The organism is Aliivibrio sp. A6, from assembly GCF_028765505.1.
Taxonomy (GTDB): Bacteria; Pseudomonadota; Gammaproteobacteria; order Enterobacterales; family Vibrionaceae; genus Aliivibrio; species Aliivibrio finisterrensis_A.
On the sequence record NZ_JARACR010000022.1, the window covers coordinates 28,309 to 41,549 of the forward strand.

At 39.0% G+C, this 13,241-nt stretch carries 10 protein-coding genes and 1 pseudogene; 5 read left to right on the top strand and 6 right to left on the bottom strand.

The window, feature by feature from the left end; genetic code table 11:
• Positions 1-371 precede the first annotated feature (371 nt).
• From PVK70_RS13260 to PVK70_RS13270, 3 genes are all read left to right on the top strand, one after another.
• A complete protein-coding gene (locus PVK70_RS13260; protein ID WP_130048538.1) occupies positions 372-2,324 on the top strand; it encodes a PTS mannitol transporter subunit IICBA in 1,953 nt (650 codons plus the stop codon).
• Between the two features lie 79 nt (positions 2,325-2,403).
• A complete protein-coding gene (locus PVK70_RS13265) occupies positions 2,404-3,552 on the top strand; it encodes a mannitol-1-phosphate 5-dehydrogenase (RefSeq protein ID WP_165367199.1) in 1,149 nt (382 codons plus the stop codon).
• Between the two features lie 51 nt (positions 3,553-3,603).
• The gene (locus PVK70_RS13270) at positions 3,604-4,134 is read left to right on the top strand and encodes an MltR family transcriptional regulator (RefSeq protein ID WP_130048537.1); all 531 of its coding nucleotides are present in this window, start codon (positions 3,604-3,606) and stop codon (positions 4,132-4,134) included.
• A 22-nt stretch (positions 4,135-4,156) separates the two neighbouring features.
• Here the strand turns inward: PVK70_RS13270 and arsJ are convergent, their stop codons facing one another.
• From arsJ to PVK70_RS13300, 6 genes and pseudogenes are all read right to left on the bottom strand, one after another.
• Positions 4,157-5,359 (bottom strand): organoarsenical effux MFS transporter ArsJ, encoded by a 1,203-nt coding sequence (gene arsJ / locus PVK70_RS13275; RefSeq protein WP_130048536.1) that lies wholly within the window; start codon positions 5,357-5,359, stop codon positions 4,157-4,159.
• Positions 5,360-5,427: 68 nt separating this feature from the next.
• On the bottom strand, positions 5,428-5,925 hold the full coding sequence (locus tag PVK70_RS13280; protein WP_130048535.1) for a phosphatase domain-containing putative toxin: 498 nt from the start codon (positions 5,923-5,925) through the stop codon (positions 5,428-5,430).
• Between the two features lie 30 nt (positions 5,926-5,955).
• Positions 5,956-6,957, bottom strand: a complete 1,002-nt coding sequence (locus PVK70_RS13285) for an ArsJ-associated glyceraldehyde-3-phosphate dehydrogenase (protein WP_130048534.1) — start codon at positions 6,955-6,957, stop codon at positions 5,956-5,958.
• Between the two features lie 16 nt (positions 6,958-6,973).
• On the bottom strand, positions 6,974-7,303 hold the full coding sequence (locus PVK70_RS13290) for a metalloregulator ArsR/SmtB family transcription factor (protein ID WP_130048533.1): 330 nt from the start codon (positions 7,301-7,303) through the stop codon (positions 6,974-6,976).
• Positions 7,304-7,475: 172 nt separating this feature from the next.
• On the bottom strand, positions 7,476-7,823 hold the full coding sequence (locus PVK70_RS13295) for a DUF3316 domain-containing protein (protein ID WP_130048532.1): 348 nt from the start codon (positions 7,821-7,823) through the stop codon (positions 7,476-7,478).
• A gap of 158 nt (positions 7,824-7,981) precedes the next feature.
• A pseudogene (locus PVK70_RS13300) lies at positions 7,982-9,169 on the bottom strand (BamA/TamA family outer membrane protein).
• 366 nt (positions 9,170-9,535) lie between these two features.
• Here PVK70_RS13300 and PVK70_RS13305 point away from each other — a divergent pair.
• A complete protein-coding gene (locus PVK70_RS13305; RefSeq protein ID WP_130048531.1) occupies positions 9,536-10,762 on the top strand; it encodes an NAD(P)/FAD-dependent oxidoreductase in 1,227 nt (408 codons plus the stop codon).
• Positions 10,763-11,220: 458 nt separating this feature from the next.
• The gene (locus PVK70_RS13310; protein WP_130048530.1) at positions 11,221-13,206 is read left to right on the top strand and encodes a methyl-accepting chemotaxis protein; all 1,986 of its coding nucleotides are present in this window, start codon (positions 11,221-11,223) and stop codon (positions 13,204-13,206) included.
• The last annotated feature ends 35 nt before the right edge of the window (positions 13,207-13,241 follow it).

The window sequence follows — 13,241 nt, forward strand, 5'->3', positions numbered from 1 at the left end:
ATCGTGAAAGAAATGTGAAAGTGAGATCTAGTTCTTATTGGGATTTTATTATTTAAATATAAATTCACAAAGAGTGACGTAAATCACCTTTTACCTTCTTTATGAATATCAATAAGTGTGACGTTGCGCGATATATTATTGTTGACAATGTTGATTTTAATTATTTGTTGTAAAATTTCATATCAATAACGTTATGAAGGTCTACTTTATTTGGATTAGTTGCTGAGGTTTTGTGGAGAGAATCACGAATTTCCCGTTATCGGTTCTATTAAAAAATCTATGGTAAATTACATCTGTACTTAGAAATTAACCAATGGCTTTGGCGAGCCATTTTTAAAAAATTTAATAAAACCTCAAACGGGGAATCACTTATGATATCACCAGATGCAAAGATCAAGATACAAAATTTTGGTCGTTTTTTATCAAACATGGTAATGCCTAACATTGGTGCGTTTATCGCATGGGGCTTTATCACTGCTTTATTTATCCCAACAGGTTGGATCCCTAACGAAGCGTTAGCGAAACTTGTTGGTCCGATGATTACGTATCTACTTCCGCTGCTAATCGGTTATACCGGTGGTAAATTAGTTGGCGGCGAGCGTGGTGCTATCGTTGGTGCCATTACAACAATGGGTGTTATTGCCGGTACGGATATTCCAATGTTCATGGGTGCCATGATGGTTGGTCCGATGGGTGGCTTAGCGATTAAACTGTTCGACCAAAAAGTCGATGGTAAAATAAAAAGTGGCTTTGAAATGCTAGTAAACAACTTCTCTGCAGGCATTATTGGTATGCTGTGTGCGATTGTTGCTTTCTACTTTATTGGCCCTTTTGTTAAAGTATTATCAGCCGGTCTTGCGGGGGGCGTAAATTTCCTAGTAGAAGCAGGCCTTCTTCCGCTGACTTCTATTTTTGTTGAACCCGCAAAAATTCTATTCCTAAATAACGCGATTAATCACGGTATCTTCTCTCCTCTTGGTATCCAACAAGCAAACGATGTTGGCCAATCTATTTTCTTCTTAATTGAAGCAAACCCAGGCCCAGGTTTAGGAATTCTTCTGGCTTATATGTTCTTTGGTAAAGGATCGGCAAAACAAACCGCCGGTGGTGCATCTGTCATTCATTTCTTTGGTGGTATCCACGAAATTTACTTCCCATATATTTTAATGAATCCACGCTTAATTCTTGCTGCTATTGCGGGGGGAATGACAGGTGTGTTTGTTCTTACTCTATTTAATGCAGGCATGGTTGCTCCAGCATCTCCAGGATCTATCTTTGCTATTTTATTATTAACACCGAAGGCATCAGCTGTTGGCGTTATCTGTTCAATCTTATCTGCAACAGCGGTTTCATTTACTGTGGCTGCACTACTAATGAAAATGCAGACAACATCAGATGAAGACGACGGTACGTCATTAGATGACGCAACTGCAGCAATGCGTGATATGAAATCAAGCTCAAAAGGCAAGACTTCTGGCATTACTGCTGAGAAAAGTAATTCACCTAAATTAACTAATATCCAAAAAATCATCGTTGCGTGTGACGCCGGCATGGGATCAAGTGCCATGGGAGCTGGACTTCTTCGTAAAAAAGTTCAGGGAGCAGGCCTAAATATCAGCGTAACAAACTGTGCTATCAATAACTTACCTACGGATGTCGATATTGTGATTACTCATAAAGATTTAACGGACCGTGCACGTAAGCACGCAGAAAACGCAGAACATATTTCATTAACCAATTTCTTAGATAGCCATATTTATAACGATTTAGTTACACGTATCATGGCATCAACTTACCCAGAAGCAGCGAATGATGATGAAATGCCACAAGTCTCTCCAGTGGCTGCAAATGATGAGTTTTTTGAACCACAAAATGCACAACCATTTAAAATAGAAGAAAAAAATATCCACCTTGGATTAAAGTTTGAAACAAAAGAAGAAGCCATTCAATATGCCGGTGAACAGCTAGTCGCACTAGGCTACGCCGAACCAGAATATGTAGCGGCGATGTTTGACCGTGAAAAACTAGTACCAACCTATCTTGGTGAGTCTATTGCCGTACCACATGGAACAATAGAAGCCAAAGACCGTGTAATCAAAACAGGCATCGTCATCTGTCAATATCCATCAGGAGTTCAATTCACTGAAGATGAAGATGACATAGCTAAATTGGTTATCGGTATCGCAGCAAAAAATGACGAGCACATACAAGTAATTACCTCAATTACCAATGCGCTTGATGAACCTGGTGCCATTGAAAAACTAACATCTACTAACAGCGTTAGTGAGATTTTAGACATTCTTTCAGGCGAACAAGCAGCATAACGATCACATAGAAAACATAGATCCGCCCTCCCCCTATAGGGTTGATCTATCTCCTAATATCAAATTGAAGGTAATTATTATGAAAGCAGTACATTTTGGCGCAGGCAATATCGGTCGTGGTTTTATTGGTAAAGTTCTTTCTGATTCAAACGTCGCTGTTACATTTGCAGACGTTGATGCTCCATTAGTTGATCAACTTTCACATGACCAATCATACAAGGTTAAGGTTGTTGGTTCAGAATGCCAAATCGAGACCGTTACGCACGTAACTGCGGTTAACTCTACCAGCGATGACGTTATTGACCGCATTGTAAAAACAGATTTAGTAACCACAGCAGTCGGTCCTAACGTATTGGATATTATCGCTAAAACCATCGCAAAAGGTTTAGCAAGACGTTTCGATGCAAACAATGAATCACCCTTAAATATCATCGCTTGTGAGAACATGGTTCGTGGTACAACTCATCTTAAAAATGAGGTGTATTCACATCTTGATGAGTCTTATCATGCTCGTTGTAATGAGTTGGTTGGTTTTGTCGATTCAGCAGTAGACCGTATTGTTCCACCTTCTGAATCAGCTAATGATGACTTATTAGAAGTAACTGTTGAAAGCTTTAGCGAATGGATTGTTGATGAGCAGCAGTTCAAAGGTGGCGCTCCTGAAATTGCAGGAATGGAAAAAACAGACAACTTAATGGCATTTGTTGAACGTAAGCTTTTCACCTTAAATACAGGTCACTGTATCACCGCTTATCTTGGTGCGTTAAAGGGGCATGAAACAGTACGAGATGCCATTCAAGACCCTGAAATTAGAGCTGAAGTAAAAACAGCAATGGAGGAAAGTGGTGAAGTACTTATTCGTCGTTACGGTTTTGATAAAGAATTACACGCTGCTTATATTGAGAAAATTCTAGGCCGCTTTGCGAATCCATACTTACGAGATGAGATTGATCGCGTTGCACGTCAACCAATTCGTAAATTAGGTGAAAATGATCGCTTAATCAAACCCTTATTAGGTACAATAGAATATGGCACTGAGAACAAAACACTATTAAAAGGTATTGCCGCCGCATTTAAATACGTAAATAGCACCGATCCACAAGCGGTAGAATTACAAACTCGTCTATGTGAATCAGGTTTAAAAGCAACACTTGCGTATTATACTGGATTAAATGAAAACAGTTCAGAAGCGAAAAAGATTGAAGCGATCTTTAATACATTAAATTAATAAAAAATAATTAGAGAGGTGTAATGCCTCTCTTCTTTTTATGGCTATTTTATGACAGAAGTAATAAATGAATCTAACATCATTGAACGACTAAACGATGCACCTTCTGTGCGTGGTTTTTTCATTATAGCTGTCGATATTCTTAATGAGTCTATCGACGGTTTAATCCAACGTATTTTTCGTAAAGATGATTTTGCAGTTCAATCTGTTATTGGTCCATTACTTCAAGATTCAGGTCCATTAGGTGATTTAAGCGTAAGAATTAAGCTCCTATTTGGTTTAGGTGTATTACCAAATAATACTTATCATGATATTGAAGGACTCATACAACTACGTAATAAATTGAACTTAGAAATGAACGAACTTCAATTTACAGATCCACAAGTAATTACTACAATCAATGCTCTTCACCTTGTAAAAAGAATGGGGATGATCCAACTAGAAATAACACCACTTAATGACGATACCGATCTTATGTTCTATAACATGCAAATCGATAGACAAAAGCAAATGATTCGCTCAGGCCTCTCACTTGCCATTGTCGATATTTGTTCAGAGTTACAAAAAGAAAGTCCATTTTAACAGCTTTCTTTTTGTTAATCTTTTATCTCTTAGGCAACTTAATCGATATCAACGCAGCCAATAACAAAAATCCAAACGACACCCACAAACATGCAGCAAAGCCTGCAACTTGGAATACCCAGCCAGATAAAATGGTACCCACTAAACGCCCCATCGCATTAGCCATATAGTAGAAACCGACATCCATCGATACCCCATCACCTTTGGCATAACTCACAATTAAATAAGAGTGAAGTGATGAGTTAACAGCAAAAATACCACCGAAAATCAACAAGCCAATCACGATGACATATTCAGGTTGCCACCCCATCTGAACACTATAAGCAATAATCCCTGTCACCAAGGCTAATAAACTCACCCACCACATTGCAGCTCGGCCATCAGGTACTTTCCCTTCCGCTTTACCGGTAATTTTAGGAGCAAAGCCTTGTACAAAACCATACGCAATTACCCATAACGCTAAAAAGCCACCGACCAATGAATGCTCCCAATTAAACACACTGCCAAGGTAAATGGGTAAAGCGACAACAAACCATACATCTCGAGCCCCAAACAGAAATAGGCGAGCGGCCGAAAGCGTATTAATTTGTTCTGATTTTGAAAACAATTGAGTAAATTTAGGCTTTGATTTTGCTTTCCCCATGTCACCATCAAGCAAAAGAACACTACCAACAAATACCACAAACAGCACACTCGCCATTGCAATAACAGCAAACTGAAAACCAATTATCGTTAGCAGTAAACCACCTAAAAAGAAGCCTGCTCCTTTAAGGGCATTTTTAGATCCTGTCAATATGGCAACCCACTTATAAAGCGCTCCTTCTTGATCGCTTGGAACAAGGGTTTTTATCGCACTTTTGGCACTCATTTTATTCAGATCTTTAGCGATACCCGAGAATGCTTGAGCGGCCATCACCCAAGGAATGGTGAGCCAACTGCTTGGCAGGGCAAGCATTAATAACGCCCCAACCTGCATCAATAGACCAACGTTCATGGTTTTATTTAATCCAAGCCTTGCACCAAGCCAACCCCCAACTAAATTAGTCACCACACCAAAAAATTCATAAAACAAAAAGAGCGAAGCAATAGCTAATGTGCTGTATCCCAGATCATGAAAATAAAGCACCACTAACATGCGTAATGCACCATCAGTAATGGTGAAGTTCCAGTAGTTGAACGTCACTATCATATACTGGCGTACACTGTGGCTTAATTGTGAAAACATAAAAATCATCCGTTCAAATAAAAAAGCCCCAGAAGATAATCACTTTCTGAGGCCTTATCTAAAATTGATTATTTGCTAGCAATGGCATCAATGTATTCAATTTGCACAGGTTTTGTGAATGCGCCCGGACGTAGTGCTTGTACTTGTTGCTTAATCACGTCTAGATCCCAACCTAAATCCAATAACAAATGCCCAGCCAGCAAACCAGTTCGGCCAGACCCACCCATACAATGCATTGCTACCTTGCCATTATTTTCCAATACTTGTTGCAGCTCAGGAGTCGCTGATTTCCATTGTGCAGCAAACTCATCACCCGGGGCGCAATCATCTTCAATTGGTAAATAAAACCATTTCATGCTTAGGCGTTGTACTTCTTCACCAAGAGATCCTACGCCTTTTTCTGTTAATTCATCTTGGCTTAATGCTGTTGCTACTGCTTCAACACCTTGCGCTTTTAATTGCTCTAATGAGGCGATTAAATCGACCCCTTTTGTTCCCGGACACGGTGTCAAAATTAATGCGCCATGAGTGCCTGTAACCGGTAATTCCCAAATAGGATGTGTCATTTAAAATTCCTTAAACCAATGTCATTACTATTAAGCTAGACCAACGTTACGAACTAACTCAGCAGTACGCGTTGCGTAGCCCATTTCGTTATCATACCAAGCGTAAATCTTCACCATGCGCTTGCCCACAAGCATAGTAGATAGTGCATCTACAATCGTTGAGCGTTGGTCGCCTTTGTAATCAATCGATACGAGTGGGCGCTCCTCGTAACCTAAAATACCTTTTAGATCACCCTGTGCCGCATCCTTTAATAACTGATTTACTTCTTCAGCCGTGGTATCTCTTTTTACTTCAAAGATAATGTCAGTCAGTGAGGCATTCGCTAAAGGAACGCGTACCGCATGACCATCAATTTTATTTTTAAGCTCAGGGAAGATTTCTACAATCGCTTTAGCAGAGCCCGTTGTTGTTGGGATCAAGCTCATGCCACACGCACGAGCACGGCGAAGATCTTTATGAGGAGCATCTAAAATGGTTTGTGTGTTGGTCAAATCATGAATAGTGGTAAATGCTGCATTTTCGATACCCAACTCCTTATTGATAACTTTAACAATTGGAGCGAGGCAGTTGGTAGTACAAGATGCCGCAGTCACAATTTGGTGGACCGCTGGATCAAAAATATCATCATTCACACCAACCACAATATTCGCAACACCGTCTTCTTTAACTGGAGCAGACACAACTACACGCTTAACACCTTGTGCTAAGTATTTATCTAAAAATGAACGTGAACGATGCACGCCAGTTGCTTCAATAACAACATCACAACCAGACCAATCAACCGCATCGATCTCTTTTTCTTGCGTTGTTTTAAGCTTTTGGCCACCAATGATCATAGTGCTGCCATCGGTAGTCACTTCATGGTTCCAACGCCCCTGAATTGAGTCAAATTCAAGTAAATGTGCCAATGTATGGGTATCACCCGCCACATCATTAATTTGTACAAACTCCAATTCAGGCCAATCAAATGCGGCTCTTAGTGCCAAACGTCCAATGCGGCCAAAACCGTTAATTCCTACTTTAATTGTCATCGTCTTAATCCTTAATTTAGCAACATGCTTTCATTGCGTTTAATTTATCAGTGTCTTTTTGATACTCAGCCTGTAAACAATTGGATTGCTTCAAACCTACTATAATTTTGTTTAGCCAACCCGGTAAATCAGAGCTGACTTGGTAATACACCCATTGACCTTCACGGGTATCAACCAATACGCCGGATTGGCGTAGTTGAGCTAAATGACGAGAGATCTTTGGTTGACTCTCTTCTAGTGCTTCCGTTAATTGGTTTACACACAAGCGACCTTCACGAGCAATAAGCAATAAACAACGCATTCGTGTTTCATCTGACAGCAGTTTAAAAAATTGATGAGGTAACATATTCAACCTTAAATATGGATATACGCATTTCCATATATTATAAATAGAAAGATGCAAAGATCAAGGATAAAAGACAAAATGTCATAAAAGATTCATATTAAAATTAAAAATATAGTATGAAAAAGTCAGTAACATTCATTACTGACTTTATATAACCTGCTAAAAAATAAGCTTAATCTCTGCGGTCTTTTCTAACTTTATACTCATAATCCACATCGACAATAACTCGATATTCAACTTCACCGCGAGTTCTTGAATATTTTTCAACTTCAACTTCCATGTCTCTTATTTTAGTACTATTTTTTAGTAGATAGTCATTTGTTGTTTGTATATTTTGGCTTAACGTATAAGGAGATTCTGAATTTAGTTCATCCATGATGCTATATCCAGCATCTAACGCTTGCGCTTCACTCTGATACCCTTCCGACTTAATCGTAGAATTAGTAGTAAGTGTATGAATACCTGCAAACACAGTTGAACTCATGACTAATGTGCTTGCAATTATGGCTAATTTTTTCATATTGACCTCTCTTGCGTATTATTTATTGCTATACAAGTATAGTCACAAAAATAAATACTGATAACAATATCAATAATTAATTTTCTAATCGAGTTAACGTCAATCAAGAGTACAACTAGCTAACCGCGCAGTGGTTCACTTAGTGTGCATAATGAAGGTTATATTCCCATACCAACTTGGAAATAAAGTGCAGTATCTTCTTCACTAAACGCTAAATCGATCCCTGTTTTCATACCATAGCGACGAGCGATTAGATAACGAAATCCAATCCCATAAGCGTATTGTTCATCCTCTTTAAATAAAGAATTATGATGTGATGATGCATACCCTAAACCAGCAAAAACATTACTCGACCAACGAATATTCCATTGGTAGTTAACTTGCCCTTCAAGCGATAACGTCTGCTCACCTTGGTATCTATTTCTTGCTATACCACGCAGTTAAATATCAGGATACGCTGGTGGAGGAAGAAGGCTTTCGTCGGTATACAGTGATTTATAATACCCTCTCATCGCTAGAGACCATTGCGATGTCAGTGTCCAATAATGGTGGCCTTTAATGTTTAACGTATCAAAATCATAATCGCTTCCAATACCATCTCTAAACCAGAGATATTCGACGGTATAGTTCACCCCTTTCGTTGGATTCAAAAAATTATTCTTTGTATCGTACTCCATTAACAAACCAACCCCTGATCCTGTCGGAGTCGTATTTCCTAATCGATTTAAAATTTCATCTGCATTCGGGTGGCTATTGATACTCAACTCCGGTTGAAAGTACTTTTGTACAATACCCAAAAAAAGCGGTGAATCATCAATACGAAACTGAAGCTGTTGCATACCACCACCGCCACGCATACCAAATTCTACACCGCTATTTCCAACAATGGGCTCTAACGCTCCTGCATTATTCTTTTGGCGATAAAACGTCATATTCATATCACCATAAGCCAAACCACCCAGGTAACGGATGCTATCTTTATTCCAGGTTCGTCTATGCCCTACAAACCCCATCCATGTGCCATTTTCTGTTGCTAAGCCCCCAGCAACCGTTATTGCAGGAGTTAATAGCTGAGCACCTCCATCCAAAGAAGTTGCCGCCAATTGTTTACGCTTTTCTCTTTGCTTCTCAGATTCATGTAAAAACACACCAGCAAAACCAAAGCCATAACCTAAAGCTGGCTCAGTAATTAAAATAGGCATGGGAAGAAAACCATAAGCGTTTTCGGCGAGGCACTCCCCCATATCGAGGCTTCCATCAATGGGATCAGTAAATTCAATCGCAGAAGAAGCGAGAGGGATACTCAATAAAGTTAAAAGTGATAATCGAGATATAAAAAACGGCATCTAAAACATCCATATTTAAGAGGCGAAGAGTATGGTTCAGGTACTCATTTCTATTGAGATAAGTATTGGCAATAAACAGATTAAAAACAAATAAATGGGTTAAAAACAAACGATTTCATTAAGAATTGTAAACGGGTTCAAACTTATGAATGACTCTCCAAGAGCATTCATTTACTCACGCTCATTTATTACCATTACGTAAAAGTGATTTTCATTTAAACCCTATTATCACTAATTAAGAAATAAATATAATAGCCGCATTGACACTCAGCACACACTGTTGCGCTCTGTAATGAAGATTATTCTTTGGCTTATTTTCGAGTGAGTTAGCTCCTCTTTAAGCCAAAATATTGTGAGAAAAATGCTATGTCCCGAATCATTGTTGTAGGCGGTGGCGCTGCTGGCCTAGAGCTATCGACCTTATTAACTAAATCAACCCGTAAAGAAGATGAAATCATTCTGGTTGAGCCTGAAACACATCACTACTGGAAACCTCGTTTACACGAAATCACAGCAGGTACTTTCGATAGTGATTTAGATTCAGTCTGTTATTTCACTCACGGGGCTCATCACGGTTACCAGCATTATCAAGGTGCGATGACGGGAATCGACCGTGAAAACCAAACGTTATTAGTGCGTCGTCCTGATGGTACAGAATCAGGCTTAAACTATGATTATCTTGTGGTTGCCATTGGTGCAATCAGTAATGACTTTAATACGCTAGGCGCTCAAGACCACTGCCTATTTTTAGATTCAGCAGGTCAAGCACGCCAAGCGTGGAATCAAATTAGCCAAATCTTACGTGAAGGCAAAAACAGCACAATAAACATTGTAGGAGCTGGCGCTACTGGTGTTGAGTTAGCGGCCGAATTAGCTCGAGTAAGTAAAAAATTAAAACGCTATAACGCTTCATCTTTAAGTATTAATTTAATTGAAGCGGCACATCGTGTATTACCTAATAGCCCACAAAAAATGTCTGATAAGGTATTAAAAGAGCTAGAAAAAAGTGGCGTAAATGTATTACTAGAAACTCGCATTAGTGAAGTAAGCGCAAACGGTATGCGAACGGATGTTGATAAATTTCTTGGTGCTGATATCCAATTTTGGGCTGCGGGTGTAAAAGCACCGGATTGGCTAAATGGTATTGGGAACTTAAGCTACAACCGTATGAACCAAATTAACGTGAACCAAAATCTGAGCTCAACCGAAGATCCTCGTATCTTTGCTATTGGTGATTGCGCAGCTATTCCACAGCCAGATGGTTCTTTTGTTCCACCAAAAGCTCAAGCCGCTAACCGTACAGCAGTTCATTTAGCTAAAAGCTTAGGTCGTTATTTACGAGGTAAAGAGTTAACGGATTTTACCTTCCAAGACAGTGGAATGGTGGTTGCTGTTGGTCATCACTTTGCCGTTGGTACTTTTGCTTCGGGGACACGCTTAGAAGGAAAATTAGTGTTACAAGGTCGATTAATTCGCCGTTTATACGACACAATTTTCCGCCTACACCAATGCACAGTGACAGGAATGTTTACGGTCTCTCGCTTAATGATCACTAAGCGCTTAAAGGCCTTCTTTAAACCAGCAGGAATTTAATTTCCATTTAAATTTACGCTTGTAAATGCATAAATAAAAACGACAGGCTACAAAGACTGTCGTTTTTTATTTCAAAAAAGAGTAATAAAGTTCAATGGGGTATAACATTTAATACTTGAAGGCTAAACTTTAATCTAAATATCTTTTTTAATAATAACCTTCTCTTCTATACTTTTTAGAGAGCTTCTATCACGGTGAATTTAGTTATGATTATCCCACAAATACGGATAACTGAAAATACATTCCCAGAGGCTGAACTTGTCCAAATATGGTCAAAAGAACCAATATAATGCATGGTACTCCGCAAAAATCCAAGAAATATAGACAACCCATCCCTTTGATATAATTAACATTTCACAAGAGCTTTGTTTTTTATTATTTTTATAAACATATTTACCTTTTTGTATTATCCATATTCACATAATATGCTGAAATATCTTAAACATTGAATTTACATAATGAACAAGCTAAGAATCAAATCCCTTTCTCATCGAATCGCACTCGGTATTGTGTGTGTTATTGCTCTAGCATGTTCTATTGCTGGTTGGCAGGCGTATCAAAATTTTTCATCTATCGCTCGTTCCGAGCTAGCTCAGGGAATGACCAGTATCGTGACCGAGCGTAGCTTAATCACGCAAGGATACTTTGAGCGATTCCAATCAAAAGTAGATGCATTCGCGAATGTGCCCGTACTAAAGAACTTTGCTGGTAACCGAACAACGACGGAAGATCCACAATCTAATTCAGACTTCCTTCAAGTTAATACTTTTATTGAAGATATGAATCATCAAGACCCACAGTTATACAGCCTTTTTTATGCAGTAAGTGCGACTAGCGAATATTTTGATAAATCTGGCCGTTATTATGACCCATCAGCCAATTTACAAGATCGCCCTTGGTGGAAGCGATCGGTAAGTGAAGGCAAGGCTTGGGCCGCAACCGTAATTGATATTCGCTCAGGTCAAATGAGTGGCTCTATCTATATGCCAGTTTATCAAGATAATAAACTTGCTTATATTGCTGGTGCTGACATCAAGCTAGAAGCCTTACAAAAGTTATTACTAAGTAAAACTAACTATGGTGATGATGCTGAATTACTTGTTTTTGATGATGAAGGTAAAGTGATTCTTTTTTCTGATATGAAAGAAAAGGACTCAAAAGAACTGACACTTCAATTATTAGATCAAGAAAACCCAGGCATAGCTCAACTGAATAATTCAAATGTAGCAACTGATGCTTTACTTAATCTGACATTAAAAGAGCAGCCTTATTATGCCGTTGTACATGATATTTCAGTCGCCCATCCCAACTTATCATGGCATCTAGCTATATTGGTTCCTCAATCGCAACTTGATAACCAATTATCCAATTTAATGCGTAATGTATTACTCGGCTCTTTCTTAGTAATCATTATTGTGGGTATGACCGTTATGTTCGTCATTAACCGCTCGCTACGTAATGTTAATACTATTGCTAATGAACTGGTTGCTCTTTCTCAAGGCGAAGGGGATCTAACGCGTCAGTTAGCTATTACCTCTAACGATGAACTTGGGCAATTAGCGCATGGGTTTAATGGTTATAACGCTAAAATTAAAGATATCATCAATGAATCAAAATTAGTGTCTACCGATGTTGCTGTAACAACACATAGCGTGAGTAATGCATTATTAAAAGCCTCTCGTGATATGGAAGAACAACGCTCTGAACTAGCCGTTATTGCGACAGCAACGACAGAAATGGATCATGTAGTCAAAGACATTGCACAAAATGCAGAGATGACTCGCCAGCATGTTTCGGAAGCGAAAAATCACGTTGAGCATGCCCGATCCCTTACTGAGGGAGCAAATGCGCAAGTACAAACGTTAAACACAGCACTCATTCATTCTGAATCTGGCGTAAATGCTCTTCTTGTAGATGCAAAACAGATTGGGGATGTATTGCGTGTAATCCAAGAAATAGCAGATCAGACTAACCTTTTGGCGCTGAATGCAGCCATTGAAGCAGCTCGCGCTGGTGAGCTTGGACGTGGATTTGCAGTTGTTGCAGATGAAGTACGAAGTTTAGCAAGTAAAACGCAACAATCGACCCACAATATTCAGCAAATTATTGAAGGTATTCAGAGTAATACACAAAGTGTTGCAAATGACATGGCAACAAATCGAAAAAGCGCAGATCAAACTTCCGATAAAATGGAACAGATCACCCAAGCTCTATTAATTTTAATGCAATCATTTGAAACCGTTTCAATGCAAGCAGAACAAGTTGCATGTGCGACTTCGGAGCAAGCCGAAGCGGTAAAAGAAATTGAACGTAATGTCACCCAAGTTAATCAATTATCACTATCAGCTGATGAAAGCATTGCTGGCATCACAATCGAAGCGAAAGAGCTTCATAGTAAAAGTGACGATTTGAATACATTACTATCACGATTCAAAACCCAATAACTTACCTAAATAATCCTTTAAAACGCCGTGCTAAC

What these genes read in the sequence shown, in the direction of transcription:
- PVK70_RS13260 (WP_130048538.1), top strand. Translation starts at nt 372, where the DNA reads ATGATATCACCAGATGCAAAGATCAAGATACAAAATTTTGGTCGTTTT.
- PVK70_RS13265 (WP_165367199.1), top strand. Translation starts at nt 2,404, where the DNA reads ATGAAAGCAGTACATTTTGGCGCAGGCAATATCGGTCGTGGTTTTATT.
- PVK70_RS13270 (WP_130048537.1), top strand. Translation starts at nt 3,604, where the DNA reads ATGACAGAAGTAATAAATGAATCTAACATCATTGAACGACTAAACGAT.
- arsJ (WP_130048536.1), bottom strand. Translation starts at nt 5,359, where the DNA reads ATGTTTTCACAATTAAGCCACAGTGTACGCCAGTATATGATAGTGACG.
- PVK70_RS13280 (WP_130048535.1), bottom strand. Translation starts at nt 5,925, where the DNA reads ATGACACATCCTATTTGGGAATTACCGGTTACAGGCACTCATGGCGCA.
- PVK70_RS13285 (WP_130048534.1), bottom strand. Translation starts at nt 6,957, where the DNA reads ATGACAATTAAAGTAGGAATTAACGGTTTTGGCCGCATTGGACGTTTG.
- PVK70_RS13290 (WP_130048533.1), bottom strand. Translation starts at nt 7,303, where the DNA reads ATGTTACCTCATCAATTTTTTAAACTGCTGTCAGATGAAACACGAATG.
- PVK70_RS13295 (WP_130048532.1), bottom strand. Translation starts at nt 7,823, where the DNA reads ATGAAAAAATTAGCCATAATTGCAAGCACATTAGTCATGAGTTCAACT.
- PVK70_RS13305 (WP_130048531.1), top strand. Translation starts at nt 9,536, where the DNA reads ATGTCCCGAATCATTGTTGTAGGCGGTGGCGCTGCTGGCCTAGAGCTA.
- PVK70_RS13310 (WP_130048530.1), top strand. Translation starts at nt 11,221, where the DNA reads ATGAACAAGCTAAGAATCAAATCCCTTTCTCATCGAATCGCACTCGGT.